The organism is Paraburkholderia sp. UCT31 (assembly GCF_014397655.1).
In the GTDB taxonomy this organism is placed as follows: domain Bacteria; phylum Pseudomonadota; class Gammaproteobacteria; order Burkholderiales; family Burkholderiaceae; genus Paraburkholderia; species Paraburkholderia tuberum.
The window spans coordinates 1-20,869 of sequence record NZ_VZQP01000044.1 but is presented as its reverse complement, the minus strand read 5'-3'; the positions used below and the strand labels follow the sequence as shown (position 1 = coordinate 20,869).

Here is a 20,869-nt window from a genome sequence, read left to right as displayed (position 1 = left end):
CGCCCCGTCCTGGACGGACAGGGCTGCCGCGTTCAGTCGAGCGAATGCCAAGCCGCGAAAGCGAGGCCCGTGCCGGTCAGGGCCGCTGTGCGGTAACCCGGCACGTAGGTGATCCATTCGAGGTCGAGCGACTTCAGTGCCTCCACGCCGATGATCCAGTTACGGATCTCCGAGCTGCCAGCCTGCAGCTTCTTCGGATCGAGCGCGGCCAGCCATTCGCTGTCCTTGCGGCGGATCGCGTCGATGATGCCGTTGTCGAGTTCCTCGTCCACGACGAAGTGCGACAGGCCGCCCGAGGCGAGCACACCCACACGCAGGTCTTCGGGGTACGCCTCGATCAGCTCGCGCAGCGCACGGCCGAGCTGGATGCAGCGGCGCGGCGTGGGCTGGTTCGGCGGATCGAACGTATTGACGATGACCGGGATCACCGGCAGGTCGAGCCCCTGCATATAGCGGCGGTGAATGAACGAGAACGCATGGCCCTCGTACTGGTCGCGCTCGAGACCGTCCATCGCGGTGATGTCGAAATCGCGGTCGCACAGCTCGCGGATCAGCCAGCGCGCCATGTCGGCCTCGACGGGATAGTGCACGTCGGCATCCGGCTCCTGGCGCATCGTGCGCGCCTTCGCGTACCAGCTTTCGTTCGGGCTTGACACGCGCTTCGCGTTGCGGATCGTCTCGCCGTAGTAGATCGCGAAGGCCGGATTGCTGGTCGTGCGAAACAGTTCGGTCTGGTCGTCGCCGACCACGAGCAACACGTCGAGCTTCGCCGCGCGGATACGCTCGCGCAACTCGTCCATGGCCGCTTCAGCCTGATCGTAGCGCTCGCCCATCTTGTCGGCCGTCACCATCGCCTCGCAATCCGTCGGGGCGATCTTGAGCAGCTCGTCATAAGTCGTGGGGTTGCCGAGGCGATCGAAGTAATAAGGATTCTTCGGATCGACCTGCTTGAAACCATGCTGCCAGTCTTCGCGCTGGCAAACCAGCATGATGCTGTGCGATGAACCGAATCCGGCGACCAGTCGTGCCATTTCGTCTCTCTCTTCAATACCTGCCGTTAATGCGCGTCAGACTACGAAGGCCGAGCGCCACTGCTCTATCTGTTGATCGTCGTAGCCAAGCTCGTTCAGGATCGCCTGCGTATGCTCGCCCTGCTCCGGCGCGAGGCGCGGCGTCTGCGCGCGCGGGTAGCGCGAGAGACGGAACGGCGTGCCGACGAACGACACTTCGCCCTTGCCCGGCACATTGGCCGGCCACGCAATGCCCAGATGCTTGACCTGCGGATCGTCGAATACGTCGTTGACCTTGTAGATCGGGCCGCACGGCACGCCGACCTTGATCAGCAGCTCGGTCCACTCGCGCGTGGTGCGCGTGAGGAACACCTCGCCGACCGTCTTGTTGACTGCATCGCGGTTTTCGACGCGCACCGGGTCCGATTCGTAGCCAGGCTGGCCGACCAGGTGCTGCAGGCCGAGCGCCTCGCACAGGCGCGCGAACATCGAATTGCCGATCGCGGCCAGATTCAGGAAGCCATCCCTGGTCGGGAACACGCCGGTCGGCACCGTGAGCGGATGCTCGTTGCCGATCTGCAGCGGCACCTTGTTGTCCACGAGCCACTGCGCGGCCTGGAAGTCGAGCATCGCGATCTGCGCTTCGAGCAGCGAGGTCTGCACCCACTGGCCCTCGCCCGAGGCTTCGCGTTCGAGCAGCGCGGTCATGATCGCCTGCGCGCAGAAGTGCCCCGAGCACAGGTCGGCAATGGGGATACCGACGCGCATCGGACCTTCGCCCGGCTTGCCGGTCAGGCTCATCAAGCCGCCCATGCCCTGCGCAATCGAGTCGAAACCGGGCCACTTCGCATACGGGCCGTCCTGGCCAAAGCCCGAAATGCTCGCGTACACGAGGCGCGGATTGACCGCGCGCAAGGCTTCGTAACCGATGCCGAGGCGATCCTTGACGTCGGGGCGGAAGTTCTCGATGAACACGTCGGCACGCTTGACCAGCTCGCGGAGAATCTCGAGGCCGGCCGGGTCCTTCATGTTCAGCGTCAGGCTTTCCTTGTTGCGGTGCAGGTTCTCGTAGTCGGCGCGGTTATGGTCGCGGCCGCCGATCATGTCGTCACCGCCCGGCGCGCCAGGCGGGATCTCCAGCTTTATCACGCGCGCGCCCATGTCCGCGAACACACGCATGGCCGTGGGGCCCGCGCGTACGCGCGAGGCGTCGATGATCGTGAAACGCGACAGCGGACCTTTCTTTGGATCGTGGCGGCTGTGCTTTTCCTTGAAATTGGCTGACATGCCTTTGTCTCCTCTTTGGTCTCGTTCAGGCCGGCGTGAACATCGGCACCGGGTATTCGCCCTCGCTCGGCTTGAAGACGAGCTTCGCGCGCTGGCCGATCGAGAGCGCTGCGGGATCGCAGTCGACCAGATTGGTCAGCATCGTCACGCCCTCGTCAAGCGTCACGTACGCGAGCGTGTAGCGCGCCTCGTCCTTGCCCATGGTGCTGAACGAATAGACTGTGCCCAAACCCTTCGTGTCTACCCATTCGGTGTTCGAGCTCATGCAGTGCGGACAGATGTCGCGCGGGTAGTAATGCGTTTCACCGCAGTCCTCACAGCGCTTGATCAGGAGGCGCCCTTCTTTCGCGGCCTCCCATAACGGCATGGCCTCAGGCAGCACGCGCGGCGCGGGGATGCGACGCGGGCCAGCTGGCTTCGCTGCGGGTTTGGCAGCAGGCGTGGCGCCCTGAGCCGGGGCGCCGGTAGTCGGTTGAGTCGTGCTCATGATTACTCCCGTTCCATGATCAGCGTGCCCGCGGTGTGACGCGACGCCAGCGCGCCGCCGATACCGTTCGCGAGCGCGATGTCGCAGTTCTTGACCTGTACGGCGGGGTGTGCCTCGCCGCGCAGCTGGCGCACCGCTTCGATCACCTTGGTGATGCCTCCGCGGTTCGCCGGATGGTTGTTGCACAGGCCCCCGCCGTCGGTATTGAACGGCAGCTTGCCCACGCCCGAGATCAGGCCGCCGTCCATCACGAACTTGCCGCCCTCACCCTTCTTGCAGAAGCCGAGGTCTTCGAGCTGCATGAGGACCGTGATCGTGAAGCTGTCATACAGCGACGCGTACTTGATGTCCTGCGGCGTGAGACCGGCCTCGGCGAACGCAGCCGCACCTGACCACTTCGCTGCCGACCAGGTCAGGTCGATGTTGCCGCCAGCCGAGTGCTTGGGCGCCTCGCCGGTGCCGCGCACCTTGACGAGCGGACGCTTGAGCTGCTTCGCGATTTCCGGACGGGCAACGATCAGCGCGCCGCCGCCGTCACTCATCACGCAGCAGTCCAGACGATGCAGCGGATCGGACACCATCGGCGAATTGACGACGTCCTCGACGGTCACAACGTTGCGCAGCATCGCGTTAGGGTTGTGCTGCGCGTGGTGCGAGGCCGCGACCTTGATCCACGCGAGTTGTTCGCTCGTGGTGCCGAACTCGTGCATGTGACGCTTCGCGACCATGCCGTACAGGTTCTGCGTGGCCGGGCCGAACGGCAATTCGAACTGCACTTCCGGCGCGTCCGGGTCCGACGCTCTCAGCGACAGCGCGGCGCCTGCTGCGCGCGGACGGCCCGCGAGCGTGATCAGCGCCACATTGCAACGGCCGGCCTTGATCGCTTCCGCCGCGTGCGCGACGTGCAGGATCGGCGCGGAACCGCCGCACTCGGTCGAATCGACGTGGCGCAGCTTGAGGCCCAGGTATTCGGCGACCGTCGTGGTGCCGAGGCCTGGCGCGTCACCGGCGCAGAAGTAACCGTCGATGTCGTCCCTGGTCAGGCCCGCGTCTTCGAGCGCGCCCTTCGCCACATCGGCGTGCAGGCGCACGACCGACAGGTCATCCGCCTTGCGCGTCGGGTGCTCGTAGGCCCCGACGATATACGCTGCTCCGTTCAGGCTCATGCCGCCTCCTCTGTGAGACGCTGCGAGGTGAAGCGCTGCAGATGCCAGCTCGCATCGCCATAGGTCATGTTGATCGCGAACATGCGCTTGGCGTAGTGGCCGACGCGGCACTCTTCCGTCATGCCCATGCCGCCGTGCAGCTGGATGCCCCATTCGCCGGCCGCACGGCACGCGTCGCCGACATAGGCCTTCGCAGCCGACACGAAACGGCGGCGACGCTCGGGATCGTTCCCGTCCACGGCCATCGCGGCTGCGCAGGCCATCGACTTGCTCTGTTCGAGCGAGATCAGCATGTCGGCCACGCGGTGTTGCAGCGCCTGGAACTTCGCGAGCGGCGCGCCGAACTGCGTGCGTGTCGTCAGGTGTTCGGACGTGTGTTCGAGCAGTGCTTCGAGCACGCCGACCGACTCCGCCACCAGCGCGGCATTCGCGCGGTCGAGGGCAGCTTCGATCAGGTCGTGGGCCGCACCGGCCGCACCGATCAGATCGGCCTTGCTCACGGCCACGTTGTCGAATGTGACGTGCGCGGCTTCGCGTGCGTCGATCGTCTCGAAGTTGCGCAGGCTGATGCCGGGCGCCTTCGCGTCCACGAGGAAAAGAGACAGGCCTTCCCTGTCGCCGCGCTGGCCCGCCGTACGCACCGCCACCACGAAGGCATCGGCGATTGCAGCGTCGAAGACGATCGTCTTCGTGCCGTTGATCTTCCAGCCGTTGCCAGTTTCGGTGGCGGGCACAGCCAGACGCGTGATGTCGTAACGTGCCTCGGCTTCGCTAACGGCGAACGCAAGCACCTCCTCGCCCGTTGCCACGGCTTCGAGCCATGCGACCTTCTGTTCGACGCTGCCGGCCGAGCCGATCAGCGTGGTAGCCGGCAGGCCGCTCGCGAGCCAGCCCGCGCCGCCGAGCGCGCGGCCCAGCTGCTGCGCGACGAGCATCGTTTCCACCGCACCGTAACCGCTGCCGCCGTGAGCGGCGTCGATCACGAGGCCGGTCAGGCCCATCTCGGCCAAACCCTGGCGACGCTTCGCGGCCAGTTCCTTGTCCTCGGCGTTGCCGCGCAGGTGCGCGGGATATTCGCCATCGCAGAAGCGGCGCACCGCATCCTGCAACGTGACGTGATCTTCAGTCAGAGAAAAATCCATATTCGTATTCCGCCTCAAGCATTGAAGAACGCGCGGCTGATCAGATTGCGCTGCACTTCGTTGGTCCCGCCGTAGATCGACACCTTGCGTGCGTCGAAGTAGTTCGCCGCCACCGCGATCAGTTCGTCCGGGCTCGGGCCTTCGTAGCCGGCCGCATCGAGCATGGCCTGCTCGTCGAACGGCACGGCGAACGGGCCAGCGATTTCTGTCAGGAGTGCGTAGATGCCCTGGCGCAGCTCCGTGCCGCGCACCTTGAGCATCGGCGCCTCAACCGTTGGCACGCAGCTCGCCTGGTTCTCGCTCAGCATGCGCAGGCCCGTGAATTCGAGCGCCATCAGCTCGACTTCGAAGCGGCTGATGCGCGACTGGAGCAGCGGATCGTTTTCGAGGCCCTGCTGCTTCGCGAGGTGCCTGGCGCGCGCAAGCTGCTGCTTGCACGAACCGATACCGGCGATACCGGTGCGCTCATGGCCGAGCAGAAACTTGCCGTAGGTCCAGCCCCTGTTCAGTTCGCCGACGAGGTTTTCCTTCGGCACGCGCACGTTGTCGAGGTAGACCTCGTTGAGGTCGGTACCGCCTTCGAGCATCCTGATCGGGCGAACTTCGACGCCCGGCGCATGCATGTCAATCAACAGGAACGAGATGCCTTCCTGGGGCTTCGCGGCCGGATCGGTGCGCACGAGCGCGAACATCATGTCGCACCAGTGCGCGTACGAGGTCCAGACCTTGTGGCCGTTGACGACGAAGTGATCGCCGTCGAGCACGGCCGTCGTGCGCACTGCCGCGAGGTCCGAGCCTGCGCCCGGCTCCGAGAAGCCCTGCGCCCACCAGGTTTCGCTGCGCAGGATCTTCGGGATGTACGTAGCCTTTTGCTCAGGCGTGCCGAATGCATTGAGCACCGGGCCAAGCATGTTGATGCCGCTCGCCACGATACGCGGCGCGCCGCCCAGCAGCGTCTCTTCGTCGAAGATGTAGCGCTGCACGTGCGTCCAGCCCGGGCCACCGTGTTCCTTCTTCCACGACGGCGCGATCCAGCCCTTCTCGTAGAGCTTCGTATACCACTCGACGTAGTCTTCCCGCTCGATGCGCAGACCGAGTTCGGCCTTTCGCTTCAGGCGGGGCGACAGGTTCTGCTTCACGAACTCGCGCACTTCGGCGCGGAATGCCTGGTCCTCGGCGGAGAATTCCAGCTTCATTCGATATGTCTCCTCTGATCCGGGGGCTCAGTGATGGGCGGGGCCCTTGGCGCCGCATACCACGAGTGCGTCGAGCGCCAGCACGCGGTCCGGATAGGCCACCAGCGGGTTGACATCGATTTCGGTGATTTCGGGGTTCGCGCGCATCTGGTCGGCAATCGCCGCCACGGCCTTCGCGACGGCCCGGGTGTCCACACCTGCCGCGCCGCGCACGCCTTCGAGCATCGCTGCGGCCTTCAGCCGGCCAAGCTCGACCACGATGTCGTCTTCCGACATGTCTGCCGGCACGAGGCGCACGTCCTTGAGCACTTCGATGAAGATGCCGCCGAGACCCACGAGCACGACCGGACCCCAGTCGGCGTCACGCCTGGCGCCCACCACGAGTTCCAGACCGCGCGGGCCCATCGCTTCGACCAGCGCGCCGTCGAGCACCAGCTCCGGGCGGTGCGACTTCACGCTCATGTGCAGCTTGTCCCAACCGACGCGCAGCGCGACGGCGTCGGCGAGGCCGACCACCACGCCACCGACGTCGCTTTTGTGCGGCAGTTCGCTCGCCTGAGCCTTGAGCACGACCGGGTAGCCGATTTCATCGGCGATCTCGAGCGCTTCGTCGAACGACTTCGCGAGACCGCCCTTCGGCACCGGCAGACCGGCCGCGGCGAGCCAGCCCTTGCCCTGGTATTCGGCGAAGATGCCGTTCGGCGGCACGGCGCCCGGCAGCGGGATCGCCTTCGGCGCTTCGGCGCGGGCACGCTTGGCACGCGCCAGCGATTCGCCATACGAGGCCACGCGGGCGCACGCACGCAGCGCGCGGTCCGGCGAACGGAAGAACGGCACGCCGCTCGCGGCGATCGCTTCCGTGAAGAAATCTTCAAGCTTGTTGTTGTCACCCATCACGGCGAGCACAGCCGGCTTCGTTGCGCGCGCAACAGCCGGCACGAGGTGATCGGCCTTGTCGCGCTGCGCGATCGACGGGCCACCCATGATCGAGAGCACGAGCGAACCGATGTTCGGATCGGCCAGCACCGTATCAATCAGTTCGCCGATCAGCCCCGGATTGCGTACGCCGATCGTCGTGTAGTCAAGCGGGTTGTCGGCCACAGCGTAGTCGGGCAGCAGTTCGGTCAGCTTCCTGATGGTCGGCGCGGTCAGGCGCGGCAGCGTCATGCCGATGTCCTCGGCGAAATCGAGCGTGATGTTCTTGATCGCGCCCGAAGCCGTCATCACCGCCGTACCGGCCGACGGCGGCACCGGGAAGCGCGCCAGAATCGTCGTCGTGTCGAACAGTTCGTCAAGCGAATCAACGACCACTACGCCTTCGCGCGCCAGCAGCACGCTCGCCGTTGCGTGATCGCCTGCCAGTGCGCCTGTGTGCGACTGCGCCGCCTCCCGGGCACGCGCGCTCTTGCCCGGCATCAGCATCACGATCGGCTTGCCGGCCGCGCGTGCTTCGCGTGCGAGCCGCAGGAACGTCTGCGGGCGACGGATCTGCTCGGCGTAGACCGCGATCGCGCTCGTTTGCGAATCGGCGATGAACCATGCCAGGTAATCTTCGATGCCGAGGCTCGCCTCGTTACCGGTCGAAACGGTTGCCGTCATCGGCTGGCCACGGCCCATGAAGGCGTCGCGCAGGTTCGCGGCCATCGCGCCGCTCTGCGCCACCACGCCCACGCCACGGCGGCCGCCGGTGGGGTACGGCGCCACGGCTTCGAAGGTCACCGGCACGCCGGCCTCGAAGTTCGTGAAGCCCATGCAGTTCGGACCGATCAGCGCAACACCGCCTTCGGCTGCCACACGCGCCAGCTCTTCCTGCTTCGCGCGGCCTTCGTCACCTGCCTCGGCATAACCCGACGCGAAGATCACGGCGGCGCCGGCCTTCAGCGTGCCGAGCGTGCGCACCGTATCGAGCACGCCCGACTCGGGAATGCACAGCACGGCCAGATCGATCCCTTGCGGCAGCGCCTCGACGCTGTTTACACAGGCGCGGCCATTGATTTCCTGACTGCTGCGCGACACGAGATGAATATCGGCTGCATAACCGAAACGCTCGAGGTTTTGCAGCACGAAATTACCGAAAGCACGCGGATCGGCGGATGCACCGACGATCGCGATCGACTTCGGCTTGAGCACACGCTCGACAGGCTGCACGCCTGCGACATCTATAAGGCTCTTGCTCATCTGATCTGACCTGTGATGTTGATTGAATCCGGATCCGGCATACCAGAATCCGCTGTGATGCGATGCATTCTGGCATACCAGAAGCGGCTTCTCAATACACCAGACACCAAAAACCCACCCTGGTACTTTCCCTAGACAATCGAAGAAGGTGTGTCGAGGTTAGACCTATCCAATTGAAATATAAGAATTTTATCTCTTGGACGCCCGACCTCCGAAGGACTACCGAGGTAGACCAAGGGGAACCAACATCTTGCATACCAGAAATTCATATTGGTATATTTTGGCCACTCACCAACACACCCACCCGAGCTACCCAATGAAACTTGCAGTCGACCCCACTCTTGAGCGCAGTGGCGCGCCGGGCGAAGCGCCCGAGGCGCCTGCGCGCGGTAGGGCCAGTCTCGCGAGCGATATTCGGGCGACCCTGCAGGCCGAAATCGAACAGGGCAAGCTCGCTCCGGGCACGCCGATCGACGAACGTGCGCTCGCGGCCCGGTTCAAGGTGTCGCGCACGCCGGTGCGCGAGGCGCTGCAGCATCTGGTCGCGCGCGATCTGGTGGTGGTCTCGCCGCGCCAGGGCATTGCCGTGGCGCGCCTGTCGATTGCCAAGGTGCGCGCCATGCTCGAATACATAGGCGAGCTTGAAACACTGTGCGCGCGTTTCGCCGCGCGCCGTGCGAGCGACGAACTGCGCGAACAACTGGATCGGGCCCTGATGGCATGCCAGCAGGCAGCCATAGAAGGCGATACGGACCAGTATGCGATCGCCAATGCGCAGTTCCACGACCTGATTTACGAAGGCAGCCGCAACCAGTACCTGGCCGAGCAGATCCGCACGGCGCGCCGCCGCTCGGAGCGCTACCGCATGGCCGACCTGCGCAACCGCGGCCAGATCGCGCGTTCGCTGCAAGAGCACTTCGACATCGCGCGTGCGATCCAGAGCGGCAACGAAGCCAAAGCCGCCGAAGCCATGATGAAACACGTGCCGGCCGGCACCACCGGTTTCTCTGAATTCCTCGCGGCCGTGCCGCGCCATTTCTTCGATCTGGGCGCGGACTGACGCGCGCCCTTCACCACGTATAGACACGGAGGAGACATGCCCCGATCCATCGACGTTCCCGGCCTCGCGCACAAGGTACCGATCCCTGTTGGTTCGCGCGTCGGCAACGTGCTGTGCTCGTCGGCGATTGCGGGCAAGGACCCCGCCGCCGGCAAGCTCGCCGAGACCCCGGCCGATCAGGTGCGCCTCGCGTTCGAAAACCTCAAGCGCTTCCTCGATGCGGGCGGCGCCACGCTGGACCATGTGGTGAAGCTCGCCGTCTACGTCAAGGACGACTCGGTCCGCGAACACATCAACGCGCATTGGCTGGCCTTCTGGCCCGATGCCGCGCATCGCCCGGCACGCCATGTGACCGTGCACGATCTGCAGCACGGCATGGTCATCCAGCTCGAAACCCTTGCGGTAATCGCTTGAGCGCCACAAAAGCGCGCCGTGCACAAGTTATCGCTCCTTTTACTGAACACTCCGAACCTAACTGAGGCTCATCCATGATCATCGATTCCCACGCCCACGTCGTCATGCCCCCGCAAAGCTTCCGCTACATGGCGGAACTCGTCGGCGGCCGCGCGAACCCATCGACCACGCCGAACATCCCCGACGAAGCAGTGCGCAAGCAGGCCGAAGAACTCGTGCGCAGCATGGATTCGGTCGGCACCGACATCCAGTTCATCTCGCCGCGCCCCTACCTGCAGATGCACTCGGTCAAGCCGGCGCGCGTGACCGAACTGTGGACGCGTCACTGCAACGACCTGATCAAGCGCTTCGTCGACATGTTCCCGGACCGCTTCCGTGGCGTGGCCGGCCTGCCGCAGTTCATGAACGACTCGCCGGCTGAGCGCTGCGTCGCCGAACTCAAGCGCTGCGTGAACGAACTCGGCTTCGTCGGCACGCTGCTGAACCCGGACCCGACCGAAGGCGAAGGCCCGGCACCGGCTGGCCTCGGCGACCCGTTCTGGTACCCGCTCTATGACGCGATGACCGAACTCGACGTGCCGGCGCTGATCCACTCGGCAGGCAGCTGCAACCCGCGCGAGTCGTACACGCTGAAGTTCATCAACGAAGAGAACATCGCCGTGATCTCGCTGCTCGAATCGAAGGTGTTCGAGAAGTATCCGAACCTGAGGATCATCGTCGCGCACGGCGGCGGCGCGATCCCCTACCAGATGGGCCGTTTCCGTTCGTGGGCGGCGCGCCGCAACAGCCCGCAGACGTTCGACGAGCAGCTGAGGAAGCTCTACTTCGACACCTGCAACTACTCGAAGGATTCGATCGAGCTGCTGCTCAAGGTCGCCGGCACCGACAACGTGATGTTCGGCACCGAAAAACCGGGTACAGGCAGCGCGCGCGATCCGGTCTCGGGCCGCGACTACGACGACATGAAGCCGGTTATCGAAAGCATCGAGTGGCTGACCGACGAGCAGCGCAAGAACATCTTCGAATGCAACTGCACGCGCGTCTACACGCGTGCCTTCCGCAACTACAAGGCCTGACGCGCCGGACGCAAAACTCGGAGAGGACAGATCATGGCAATGACTCGTGAGGACAATGAGCTGCTGACGCGCGTCGAGAACGGCGCGCCGATGGGCGACATGATCCGCCAGCACTACTGGATTCCGGCCGTGCCGTCGGCGAAGCTCGTGGCCGATGGCGCACCGGTGCTCGTGCGCCTACTCGGCACGAACTATGTGGCGTTCCGCGCAACCGACGGCCACGTCGGCATCGTGGACGAACTGTGCCCACACCGCCGCACTTCGCTGATGATGGCGCGTAACGAGAACAACGGCCTGCGCTGTATCTTCCACGGCTGGAAGGTGGACGCGACCGGTGCCGTCGTCGAGGCGCCGAACCAGGTCGGCGATCAGGCGCAGTTCTGCAAGCGCCTGAAGACCGGCCAATACCGCGTCGAAGAGCGCGGCGGTCTCGTCTGGGTGTGGCTCGGCAAGGGCGACACCCCGCCGCGCTTCCCCGAACTGCCGTTCATGGACCTGCCGGCCGAGCACCGTTCGGTCACGAGTGTCGAAGTGCCGACGAACTGGGTTCAGGCCGTCGAAGCGTCGATGGATTCGTCGCACGTCGGCGTGCTGCACGAGTCGACCACGCAGATCACCGCGGGCGGCGGCAACGAGCGCATGATCATGACGAAGGCACTTGCGCCGCGCTTCGAATTCGAAGACCGCCCGTATGGCTACCGCTATGCCGCCCTGCGCGACATGCCGGACGAGAAGGTCTACGCGCGCGTCAACAACTTCGTGATGCCGTGGTACGGCATCATCTGCCCGCCCGACGCGAAGGGCCCGACCACGGTGTTCTTCTCGACCCCGGTCGACGACGTGACACACCGCGCGTGGTTCGTGCAGTACAACCAGCACCGCCCACTCGGCATGACGATCATGTCAGCCACGCCGGACGTCTGGAACTTCCCGCCGCTGCCGCCTGGCACGCGCGAGGAATCGTTCGGCCAGAACCGCGACCTCATGAAGCGCGGCCACGCGACGGGCTTCTACCAGCACCTCGGCACAGAAGACTTCGCGATGTTCCTCGGCCAGGGCCCGATCTACGACCGCACGCAGGAACAACTGTGCTCGGCCGACGGCGCCGTGCTGCGCGTGCGCGCATTGCTGCTCAAGGCCGCGCGCGAGTTCATCGCCGGCAGGACGCCGACCCTCGCCGACAGCCCGGAACTCGATTACTCGAAGGCCGTCTCGGCTGGCGGCGTGCTGCAGGCCGGCGCCGACTGGCGCACCCTGACCGACGCAAAGTAATACCTACGCAATGACCACCATGCTCGACCCTACTCTCAAGCTGCGTGTCGCGTCGGTTGATGCGCCGACCTCGCTGATCAGGTCCTTCACGCTCGAAGCCGGGGACGGCGCGCTGCTGCCGGGCTACGAGCCCGGCGCGCATATCCAGGTGGAGATCCCGGCTGCCGACGGCGGTGTGGCGCAATGGCGCTCGTATTCGCTGATCAATACCGATCCGCGGATCGATACGCGCGCCGGCGTGCGCGCCTACCGTCTCGGCATCCGGCGCGAGGACGAAGGCCGCGGCGCTTCGCGCTTCATGCACACGCTGCAGGCCGGCGCCATGCTCACGGTGCGAGCACCGGTCAACCACTTCCCGCTCGCCGCCCCGCCTTCGGTGATGCTGATTGCCGGCGGTATCGGCATCACGCCGATGGCGGCCATGGCAGCGGAGCTGAACGCACTCAAACGCGATTACTCGCTGCATTTCTCGGGCCGCACGCGCGACGCGCTGCCGTTCGTCGAAGAGCTGCGCGCGTTCGCGGGCGAGCGCCTCGTGCTGCACGCCGACGACAGCGCCACGCGCCTGTCGATCGACGCGCTGCTCGACGGCGCCCAGGTCAACCAGCCGATCTATGTGTGCGGGCCGGCCGGAATGATCGACGCGGTGCTCGCGGCGGCACGCCAGCGCGGTTGGCACGAGTGCGACCTGCATTACGAACTATTCAGCGAAGCTGCACCGCAGGAAGCCGACACGGCCTTTGAAATCGAGCTGAAGTCCTCGGGCAAAGTGCTGTCCGTGCCCGCCGGCAAGTCGGTGCTCGACACGCTGCTCGATAACGGCGTCGACGTCATGTACGACTGCCGTTCCGGTTACTGCGGCCTGTGCTCGACACAAGTCTGCGGCGGCGAAATCGATCACCGCGATACCTACCTGTCGGATCGCGATAAGGCGGCCGGTAAAGTCATGCAGGTCTGCGTCTCGCGCTGCAAGAGCGAGCGCCTCGTGCTCGACCTTTGACCGGTCGACCAGCGTTATTGAACATCACCAGACAACATATCCAACGGAGCGCCGTATGAGCGAAACTCTGGTTACCTACGAACTCGACGGCGCAGTGGCGTTGATCGGCCTGAATCGTCCCGAAAAACGCAACGCGATCAACGAAGACGTGATCTCCCAGCTGCGCGACGCAGTCAACCGCGCCGGCGACGAAGCCATGTGCGGTCTGATTTACGGCCATGGCGGCAACTTTTCGGCCGGCCTCGACCTGCGCGAGGCGCTGTCCCGCGCGACTGGCCAGACGGCGCCGTTGAAGAAGCGCCGCCGCCACTCGTGGCATGAAGTGTTCGATAGCATCGCGCGCGGTCCGGTCCCGTTCGTCGCGGCGCTGCACGGCGCCGTGGTGGGCGGGGGGCTGGAACTGGCGACCGCCGCGCATGTTCGCGTCGGCGACAAGACCTGCTTCTTCGGCCTGCCCGAAGGCCAGCGCGGCATTTTCGTCGGTGGCGGCGGTACCGTGCGCATCCAGCGCGTGGTCGGCTACACCGTGATGGCCGACATGATGCTGACCGGCCGACTGCTGAACGCAGAAGAAGGCCAGCGCGAGCACATCATTACCTACCTGACGCCCGAAGGCGGCGCGCTTGAGAAGGCGAAAGAGATCGCAGCAAAGATCGCGCAGAACGTCCCCGACACCAACTGGCGCATCACCAATCTGCTGCCGCGCGTCAATGATCTCTCGCATGAGGACGGTCTGTTCCTCGAGTACATGAGCTCGAACATGATGCGCTCGCCCGAAACCGCCGCACGTCTGCAGAATTTCGTGGACGGAAACGCCAAACTCGTCAAGCCGGAGTAACGCAAGGATGAACGCACCCGCAGAAATCATGCCGCAGGAAGCCGCGGCACTAGCCCATGTGAAGGCCGCCGAAAAGGCCGCCGCGCAAATCCCTGTCGCTGCCGGGGTCAAGCCGCGCGATATCGGGCGCGCAGCCGTGATCGGCGCGGGCACGATGGGCGGCGGCATCGCCATGGCGCTCGTGGCGGCCGGCATCCCGGTCAAGCTGATCGATGCCAACGACCAAGGTCTGCAGCGCGGCCTCGCACGCATCCGCGACAACTACAACCAGAGTATCAAGCGTGGCAAGCTGGACGACGCCACGCGCGATGCCCGCCTCGCCCTGATCACGGGCTCGACTGCGATCGCCGACGTCAAAGACGCCGACATCGTCATCGAAGCCGTGTTCGAAGATCTCGGCCTGAAGCAAGGCATCTTCCGCGAACTCGATCAGCGCGCGAACGCTGGCGCGATCCTCGCAACCAACACGTCGGGTCTCGACATCAACGAGATCGCCGCTGTCACGAAGCGCCCACAGGACGTGGTGGGCGCACACTTCTTCAGCCCGGCACACGTGATGCGCCTGCTCGAGGTTGTGCGTGCCGACAAGACCTCCGACGACGCGGTCGTCACGCTGATGGAACTCGGCCGCCGCATGGGCAAGGTGTCGGTGTACTCGCTCGTGTATCCGGGTTTCATCGGCAATGCGCTGTTCCGCAACTACAATCGCGAAGCCCACTTCCTCGTCGAAGACGGCGCACTGCCGCACGAAGTCGATGCCGCGCTCAAGGATTTCGGCTATGCGATGGGTATTTTCGCGGTGCACGACATGGCCGGTAACGACGTCGGTTACCAGACGCGCAAGGCGCAGATGGCCACGCGTCCGAACGATCGCCGCTGGAACGACCTGATCATGAAACTGGTCGAGATGGGCCGCCTCGGGCAGAAGAACGGCAAGGGCTGGTACCGCTATGAAGCGGGCGACCGTACGCCGCGTTGCGATCCGGAAATCGAGCAGTACATCGTCGAGGAATCGGCACGCATGGGCATCACGCGCCGTCGGATCTCGCAGGAAGAGATCATCAAGCGCTGCGTGTACGGCATGATCAACGAAGGCGCGAAGCTGCTCGAACAGGGTATCGCGCTGCGCGCAAGCGATATCGACGTGGTGTACGTGACCGGCTACGGGTTCCCGGTCAGGCTCGGCGGCCCGATGTACTACGCCGAGCAGATCGGGCTCGCCAATGTCTATCAGGACATCAAGCGCCTGTACGAAGAGTACGGCTACTGGTGGAAGCCGGCGCCGCTGCTCGAAAAGCTCGCGACCAGCAACGGCAGCTTTGCCGATCTCTGATCTCCGCCATGGAGCATGCTGCCCGCTTCACGCGGCAGCATGGCTCAAATAGAAAGGCCAGACCTGATGTGGATGAGTGTCTGCCCTTTGTTCTTTGACGAAGCACAACTCTCAGTGCTTCGTTGTCCGTCATAGCGCCTCTTAACGCATTCTCGCGCGGATAATCCGCGTCGAGCACGATTGAATCCTGTTGGCGCGAAAGCTCTCCCACACGCACAACCAGGCAACCGGGCGTGATCCGGTCTGCCGGGCGAGCAAACGCCACGCATAAGCGTGGCGTCTGAGGCATGGCATGCCGGGAAACCCCATGCATGCCTATAGGCTTGTTCCTGACCGGTTAGAACAGGTGACGAATACCGAGTTGCACCGCGAGTTGGTTAGCCGTGCTCGAACGCCCGTTGCCATAAATTGCAGTCGTACCAACGGTGGCACCGTACGACTGCGGCGTCGAGATCAGGAAGTTGTCAGCAAACTGGCGACCAGCAAATGCATGCTGCAGGGTGCCAAAGGCATATACGTCCGTACGCTTCGACAGCCGATAGTCGGCGCCGAAGCTATACAGATTGAATTTGCCGAGCTTACGCTGATCCATATAGGTAAAACCAGCACCGAACGTCATAAACGGCGATGCCTGATAGGTCAGGCCTGCCTCATAGCCGCTTGACACAACGGTGCCAAGCGTCCGGCTATTCGCACTCGTGTACGTGTACACACCGTTCAATGCGAAACGATCACCGAGATGCACCTGACCAGCCAACGCTGCCGTGTAAATCGCATCCGCCTGCAGGGCGTACTGCGCCATCGTACCTGCACCCGGGCCACCAGTTGCGCCGACGGCGCCACCTTGCGTGCGGGTAAAGCTTGCGGCCACCGAGTACGGCGCGTTCAACATACCGGTCGGACTGTACTTCAGGCCAGCACTGAACACGCTCGCTGCACCGTTAAACGTACCGCCGAGACGACCCGGTGTATTGCTGAAACCATACATCAGGCCAGCACCGAAGCCATGCCAGACCGGCGTTTCATAACGCACCATGTTGCTGACCGGCTCACCAGCCAGGCGGTCGACGTCATACGAACCGTGGAACGCATACGACGGCGCGAACTGAGCAACGTTCGCGTAGTACGAAATGTAATCGTAGATGAAGTCATAGTCGTAACCGGCAATCAGGGTACCGAACTTGTCGCTAGACAGACCGACAAAGGCGCGGCGGCCGAACAGTGCACCACCGTGAGTAGCCGTACCGGTATTCAGCGAGAAACCGTTCTCGAGCGTGAAGATCGCCTTCAGACCGCCACCCAGATCTTCGTTGCCTTTCAGGCCCCAACGCGAAGCCTGGTTGATACCGTCATCGAGCTTGAACTGCGAGTTGCCTTTTACGTTGTTCACATAGGTCAGGCCATTGTCGATAATGCCGTACAACGTGACGCTGCTTTGCGCGTGCGCACCTACCGACGCCAGCGCTGCAATCGCGCCCACCATCACTTTTCTCTTCATCTTCGTCTCCACCGCTTCTCTTTCTGTTTGGAAAAACTGCCGGATAGGGTCGTCACCTTCGCGTCGATCCAGATCAGGCATGGCCCTTCAGCACCCGTCACGATCGACGACTGCTTATATCCCACAAACGTGAATTGGAATATTTATACGATTCTTCCGCATACCTCAACGCCAATCAAGTATACGTTGAAGTTATCGGGTCATGGTTTTCCCGCCCCAACATAGGGACGCGGGGTCAAATCAGGCGCAGAGGTTCGCGAACTCAGGCATGCAGCCTCGCATGAAGACGATGTCGGTCGGACGGAGTAGCGTGGATGATGTAAATGGCGCGACAGGACGATGCATACACACAACGCCGGGTGCGTATACCTATTGCGTCGCGCCTGTGGATTGGCGTACCCCCAAAAAATGCCCTCTTGGGAGCGTTAGCTCAGAACCAAGGGAAGGAGCGTGATTCGCAACATCAGAGCGGGCGCGCAGCCCGTCAATCGGGCATTGGCAAATTGTCGGATCGGTTACCTCGATGGCGTGATCGAGGTCATCAGTTGTGCTGTTCGCTTGCACTGCGGCATTCAGTTGAGCTTGCGCGACAGCGGGGAACGGGTATTTGAGCGCGGTATACCGTGGGCGCGCGCTCGACGAGTATGGCGTTGCCCTCCACATGCCCGTGCAAAAGCGGCGCGACAAAGCCCCAAAACGCTTCTTCAAGTGTGTGCTGCGCTCGAGGTGCCGTGCAAGGATCGTCATCGATCAGTTGCGCAGCTAGCGGGCAGCAAAAGCCCGCATCCCGCAGCTTGCGAACCCGAAGCACGGGTTCGTCAAGGCGGCCGCCTGACCGAATGACCGCGCGGAGAACCGTCGCCAGCCGGCACGCGAGCGCGAGCATCCCATGCGCCGCTTTCGCGGCCCGAAGCGCACACGGCAATTTCTTTCGGCGATGCGCCAATCCCGCAACATTTCGCGCTCAGGCAGCATTTGCTGCACGCTTCACTCCACCGCAAGCAACTCGCCGCCCGGTTCGTTGCATGGAGCGAATTCGCCGAACTCACCGCTATCCGTCGACTGCTTTCTGATCGGCGTCACACCTGCATTCGTCCGTTCCGCTCCCGGTAACTCGACGATCCCGTCAATCGTCTTCATAGATGGGGGCCATCGACGAAAGATCGACTTCGCGGCCCGGCGCAGGCGCGCTGGCGAAGTACTCGGCCGGCAGTGTCGCGAGAAACTCTGAAAACCCCGTGTCCCCGCCCGGCGAGTGTTCGGTCATAGCAGCCGCAGCCGCGCTTTCATCGCCCGACAACAAGGCTTGCGCCAGCTTCTGGTGATCGGCGATGGCCTTCTCGCGCCGGCTCGGCGCGAGGAACGGCTTGGGCCGGTAACGCGAGATCAGGCGGCGGATTGAGCGAATCTGATCGGCCAGATAATCGTTATGGCAGGCACTGCAGATCACTTCGTGGAATGCCACATTGGCGCGGGCGAAACCGCGCGCATCGTTGGCCTGCAAAGCAGTCACGCCATCGTCGATTGCCTTTTGGAGGGCCGCGCGCTGCTGGTCGTTCATGCGCCGCGCAGCGAGGCGGGCCGACACTACCTCAAGCTCGCTGAGCAGTTCGAGCACATCGCGCAGTTGAGGCACTGACATTTTGCTCACGAACACGCCCTGCCGCGGCACGATCTGTACATACCGCTGAGCGGCAAGCTGCTGAAGCGCCTCGCGGATTGGCGTGCGTGAGACGTTGAAGCGCGCCGCCAGCGTTCGCTCGTCGAGCGGTGCACCTGGGCCCAGCTCACCGCGCTCAATTTCCGCTTCAAGAAGCGCCTTGATTTCAGCAGACCGGCTCATTTTCGGGTGTTGACTCATCAAACGAGAATGACAGATAAAAAGAGGTTGGGTAATCGGATACCTAGACGTATCCATATTACTATCGTACAGGTATACCAGATACTCCACCAAGGTTGGCCCTTATTGGCATAGGGAGCAGCCATGAGGCTCTTTTCGCTGCCATCTCCCGTTAGGCGTTGAATCGCGGCCATCCACGGACGGGCAGCGGTCGCTTACCGGGCACGTCATCTTGTCCTCTTTATAGCTTCTTTCCGCCAAGCTCTCGCTGCCGGCAGGACGAGCAGTTCGCGCCGTTATGCCCGTAGGCGGTTAGGTGAAAACGATAACGCCGCCACGGCCGTGCAGTTATTGCTCATCCGATGTTTATGCATCAGAATCCCTAAAAACATTCCACGATACCAATCGTGGCATACACACCGGGCGCTTAACCGAAGGACGGTTTTGACCATCCGGATAGCCGAAGTCGTGGATACGTGGAGACATCCAATATGAAAGAACTAACCGCCCAGAACGCGGGCACGAGATCGAGCAGTACTTGGTATCGCGGATGGTTTTTGCTGCTGCTGGTTCTGGTCTATGCGTCGAGCTTTGTCGATCGCATCATCATTGCGGTCGTTGGTCAGGCCGTGAAGATCGATATGAGCCTCAGCGACTTTCAGGTCGGCCTGCTCGGCGGCCTGGCGTTTTCGATTTTCTATTCGGTGCTCGGCCTGCCGATTGCCCGTCTGGCCGATAAATTTAACCGCGTTGTGCTGATCTCGATCTCAATCATCGCTTGGTCGGCGATGACTGCGCTGTGTGGCACGGCAGGCAGTTTCTGGCAACTGATGCTGTATCGCCTCGGAGTGGGTGTCGGCGAGGCCGGCAGCACGCCGACTTCGCATTCGCTGATCGCCGACGAGTTCGGTCCGCGCCGCCGGGCCAGCGCGCTTGCAGTCTATGCGTTGGGGCCGCCGATCGGCGTGCTGGCCGGTGCGCTCGGCGGCGGCTGGCTCGTGCAGCACCTTGGCTGGCGTCCGGTGTTCTTCGTGGTGGGCCTGCCGGGTCTCGCGTTTGGCCTGCTGGCGTGGCTTACGCTGCGTGAGCCCAAGCGCGGCGACGCGGATGGTATCGCAGCGAACACCAGCGCCGATGCTCCGCCCTTGAGCGCAGTGTTCAAGTTGCTGACCTCGAGCCGCGCCTTCGTGCAGATGCTGCTTGGTACGGTGATCGGTGCGTTTGCCCAGTACGGTATCAACCTGTTCATCCCGATGTATTTCATCCGCGTCTACAACATGAGCTTTGCTCAAGCCGGCCTGATTTTTGGTCTGGTGCTCGGCGTGGGTGGCATCATCGGCAATACGCTCGGCGGGGTGTCCGCGGACTGGGCCAGCGTCAAGGATCGCCGCTGGTATGCACGGATTCCGGCGCTGGGCACTGGGCTTGGTTTTCCGCTACTGGCGCTCGCCTTCATCACGAATGAATGGCAGGTAAGTGTGGCGCTACTGTTCATCGGCACAGTCTTGCTGAACGTATGGAACGGCCCGACTTTCGCGGTCGTGCAGGGCATCGTCGAGCCGCGCATGCGAGCTACCGCGTCCGCCATTGTGTTCCTGCTGATGAACCTGATCGGTCAGGGCCTCGGTACGCCAGTGGTGGGTTTCCTCAGCGATCGCTTCGCATCGCATCTGTTCACGCAGGGTAATTTTCACGCGCTGTGTACCGCGCCGAAAGGACCGCATGGTGCCGCTACCGGGTTGCAGGGGCCGTTCGCATCGGCTTGTCATGACGCCTCCGCCAATGGTGTGCGCTACGCCATGCAGACTGTGAGCGTGGTCCTGATTTGGTCGGCCGTCCATTACCTCCGTGCGGCGCGCCATCTGAAGCACCGCTAAGCCTGTTGGGCGAGGGTACTGTCAGGTTGTCGGGCGGATCACGGAAAATGGCCTCTTTTGAAACCCGAGTGGGTGATTTGGCGGGTCAAGGGCGGGCGTGAGCCCGGCGCAGCGAACCCTTGAGGCGCCCTGAACCGGCAAGCTGGTGCATGGCTGGTTGCGGCAGAATGCGGCAACCAGCCATGCGAGACGAAG

At 63.5% G+C, this 20,869-nt stretch carries 17 protein-coding genes and 1 pseudogene; 9 read left to right on the top strand and 9 right to left on the bottom strand.

The window, feature by feature from the left end:
* Positions 1-32: 32 nt before the first annotated feature.
* Genes F6X40_RS29815 through F6X40_RS29785 form a run of 7 tightly spaced genes read right to left on the bottom strand, consistent with a single transcriptional unit; the run spans position 33 to position 8,466 of the window.
* Positions 33-1,031 (bottom strand): protocatechuate 3,4-dioxygenase, encoded by a 999-nt coding sequence (locus tag F6X40_RS29815; RefSeq protein ID WP_187630287.1) that lies wholly within the window; start codon positions 1,029-1,031, stop codon positions 33-35.
* 36 nt (positions 1,032-1,067) lie between these two features.
* Positions 1,068-2,297: a CaiB/BaiF CoA transferase family protein gene (locus F6X40_RS29810; RefSeq protein WP_187630286.1), complete on the bottom strand. Its 1,230-nt coding sequence runs from the start codon at positions 2,295-2,297 to the stop codon at positions 1,068-1,070.
* A gap of 25 nt (positions 2,298-2,322) precedes the next feature.
* A complete protein-coding gene (locus F6X40_RS29805) occupies positions 2,323-2,784 on the bottom strand; it encodes a Zn-ribbon domain-containing OB-fold protein (RefSeq protein ID WP_187630285.1) in 462 nt (153 codons plus the stop codon).
* 2 nt (positions 2,785-2,786) lie between these two features.
* On the bottom strand, positions 2,787-3,950 hold the full coding sequence (locus F6X40_RS29800) for a thiolase domain-containing protein (protein ID WP_187630284.1): 1,164 nt from the start codon (positions 3,948-3,950) through the stop codon (positions 2,787-2,789).
* The gene (locus F6X40_RS29795) at positions 3,947-5,092 is read right to left on the bottom strand and encodes an acyl-CoA dehydrogenase family protein (RefSeq protein WP_187630283.1); all 1,146 of its coding nucleotides are present in this window, start codon (positions 5,090-5,092) and stop codon (positions 3,947-3,949) included. Before F6X40_RS29795 ends, F6X40_RS29800 begins: the two co-directional genes overlap by 4 nt.
* A 14-nt stretch (positions 5,093-5,106) precedes the next feature.
* Positions 5,107-6,288: an acyl-CoA dehydrogenase family protein gene (locus F6X40_RS29790; protein WP_187630282.1), complete on the bottom strand. Its 1,182-nt coding sequence runs from the start codon at positions 6,286-6,288 to the stop codon at positions 5,107-5,109.
* A 27-nt stretch (positions 6,289-6,315) separates the two neighbouring features.
* On the bottom strand, positions 6,316-8,466 hold the full coding sequence (locus tag F6X40_RS29785; RefSeq protein ID WP_187630281.1) for an acetate--CoA ligase family protein: 2,151 nt from the start codon (positions 8,464-8,466) through the stop codon (positions 6,316-6,318).
* Positions 8,467-8,782: 316 nt separating this feature from the next.
* On the opposite strand from F6X40_RS29785, the gene F6X40_RS29780 reads away from it, so the two are divergent.
* The 7 genes from F6X40_RS29780 to F6X40_RS29750 all read left to right on the top strand — a co-directional run bounded on the left by F6X40_RS29780 (position 8,783) and on the right by F6X40_RS29750 (position 15,459).
* Positions 8,783-9,526: a GntR family transcriptional regulator gene (locus F6X40_RS29780; protein WP_187630280.1), complete on the top strand. Its 744-nt coding sequence runs from the start codon at positions 8,783-8,785 to the stop codon at positions 9,524-9,526.
* Between the two features lie 36 nt (positions 9,527-9,562).
* Positions 9,563-9,940 (top strand): RidA family protein, encoded by a 378-nt coding sequence (locus tag F6X40_RS29775; RefSeq protein WP_187630279.1) that lies wholly within the window; start codon positions 9,563-9,565, stop codon positions 9,938-9,940.
* A gap of 74 nt (positions 9,941-10,014) precedes the next feature.
* Positions 10,015-11,016: an amidohydrolase family protein gene (locus F6X40_RS29770; protein ID WP_187630278.1), complete on the top strand. Its 1,002-nt coding sequence runs from the start codon at positions 10,015-10,017 to the stop codon at positions 11,014-11,016.
* Positions 11,017-11,049: 33 nt separating this feature from the next.
* Positions 11,050-12,288, top strand: a complete 1,239-nt coding sequence (locus F6X40_RS29765) for an aromatic ring-hydroxylating dioxygenase subunit alpha (RefSeq protein WP_187630277.1) — start codon at positions 11,050-11,052, stop codon at positions 12,286-12,288.
* Positions 12,289-12,307: 19 nt separating this feature from the next.
* On the top strand, positions 12,308-13,288 hold the full coding sequence (locus tag F6X40_RS29760; RefSeq protein WP_187630276.1) for a PDR/VanB family oxidoreductase: 981 nt from the start codon (positions 12,308-12,310) through the stop codon (positions 13,286-13,288).
* Between the two features lie 55 nt (positions 13,289-13,343).
* Complete coding sequence (locus F6X40_RS29755) at positions 13,344-14,126, top strand: crotonase/enoyl-CoA hydratase family protein (protein ID WP_187630275.1); 783 nt, start codon at positions 13,344-13,346, stop codon at positions 14,124-14,126.
* A gap of 7 nt (positions 14,127-14,133) precedes the next feature.
* Complete coding sequence (locus F6X40_RS29750) at positions 14,134-15,459, top strand: 3-hydroxyacyl-CoA dehydrogenase (protein WP_187630274.1); 1,326 nt, start codon at positions 14,134-14,136, stop codon at positions 15,457-15,459.
* 337 nt (positions 15,460-15,796) lie between these two features.
* On the opposite strand, the gene F6X40_RS29745 is transcribed toward F6X40_RS29750, so the two are convergent.
* Entirely contained in the window at positions 15,797-17,038 is a 1,242-nt protein-coding gene (locus tag F6X40_RS29745; RefSeq protein WP_262421586.1) for a porin, read from the bottom strand.
* A gap of 547 nt (positions 17,039-17,585) precedes the next feature.
* On the opposite strand from F6X40_RS29745, the pseudogene F6X40_RS42690 reads away from it, so the two are divergent.
* A pseudogene (locus F6X40_RS42690) lies at positions 17,586-18,070 on the top strand (DDE-type integrase/transposase/recombinase); the annotation flags it as partial.
* 13 nt (positions 18,071-18,083) lie between these two features.
* Here the strand turns inward: F6X40_RS42690 and F6X40_RS29735 are convergent.
* Complete coding sequence (locus tag F6X40_RS29735; RefSeq protein WP_262421585.1) at positions 18,084-18,875, bottom strand: GntR family transcriptional regulator; 792 nt, start codon at positions 18,873-18,875, stop codon at positions 18,084-18,086.
* Between the two features lie 413 nt (positions 18,876-19,288).
* Between F6X40_RS29735 and F6X40_RS29730 the strand changes: the two genes are divergently transcribed.
* Complete coding sequence (locus F6X40_RS29730) at positions 19,289-20,674, top strand: spinster family MFS transporter (protein ID WP_187630272.1); 1,386 nt, start codon at positions 19,289-19,291, stop codon at positions 20,672-20,674.
* Positions 20,675-20,869: the final 195 nt, after the last annotated feature.

Bases quoted from the DNA above. Each gene is read 5' to 3' on its own strand.
- F6X40_RS29815 (WP_187630287.1), bottom strand. From the start codon at position 1,031: ATGGCACGACTGGTCGCCGGATTCGGTTCATCGCACAGCATCATGCTG.
- F6X40_RS29810 (WP_187630286.1), bottom strand. From the start codon at position 2,297: ATGTCAGCCAATTTCAAGGAAAAGCACAGCCGCCACGATCCAAAGAAA.
- F6X40_RS29805 (WP_187630285.1), bottom strand. From the start codon at position 2,784: ATGAGCACGACTCAACCGACTACCGGCGCCCCGGCTCAGGGCGCCACG.
- F6X40_RS29800 (WP_187630284.1), bottom strand. From the start codon at position 3,950: ATGAGCCTGAACGGAGCAGCGTATATCGTCGGGGCCTACGAGCACCCG.
- F6X40_RS29795 (WP_187630283.1), bottom strand. From the start codon at position 5,092: ATGGATTTTTCTCTGACTGAAGATCACGTCACGTTGCAGGATGCGGTG.
- F6X40_RS29790 (WP_187630282.1), bottom strand. From the start codon at position 6,288: ATGAAGCTGGAATTCTCCGCCGAGGACCAGGCATTCCGCGCCGAAGTG.
- F6X40_RS29785 (WP_187630281.1), bottom strand. From the start codon at position 8,466: ATGAGCAAGAGCCTTATAGATGTCGCAGGCGTGCAGCCTGTCGAGCGT.
- F6X40_RS29780 (WP_187630280.1), top strand. From the start codon at position 8,783: ATGAAACTTGCAGTCGACCCCACTCTTGAGCGCAGTGGCGCGCCGGGC.
- F6X40_RS29775 (WP_187630279.1), top strand. From the start codon at position 9,563: ATGCCCCGATCCATCGACGTTCCCGGCCTCGCGCACAAGGTACCGATC.
- F6X40_RS29770 (WP_187630278.1), top strand. From the start codon at position 10,015: ATGATCATCGATTCCCACGCCCACGTCGTCATGCCCCCGCAAAGCTTC.
- F6X40_RS29765 (WP_187630277.1), top strand. From the start codon at position 11,050: ATGGCAATGACTCGTGAGGACAATGAGCTGCTGACGCGCGTCGAGAAC.
- F6X40_RS29760 (WP_187630276.1), top strand. From the start codon at position 12,308: ATGCTCGACCCTACTCTCAAGCTGCGTGTCGCGTCGGTTGATGCGCCG.
- F6X40_RS29755 (WP_187630275.1), top strand. From the start codon at position 13,344: ATGAGCGAAACTCTGGTTACCTACGAACTCGACGGCGCAGTGGCGTTG.
- F6X40_RS29750 (WP_187630274.1), top strand. From the start codon at position 14,134: ATGAACGCACCCGCAGAAATCATGCCGCAGGAAGCCGCGGCACTAGCC.
- F6X40_RS29745 (WP_262421586.1), bottom strand. From the start codon at position 17,038: ATGCCTGATCTGGATCGACGCGAAGGTGACGACCCTATCCGGCAGTTT.
- F6X40_RS29735 (WP_262421585.1), bottom strand. From the start codon at position 18,875: ATGGATACGTCTAGGTATCCGATTACCCAACCTCTTTTTATCTGTCAT.
- F6X40_RS29730 (WP_187630272.1), top strand. From the start codon at position 19,289: ATGAAAGAACTAACCGCCCAGAACGCGGGCACGAGATCGAGCAGTACT.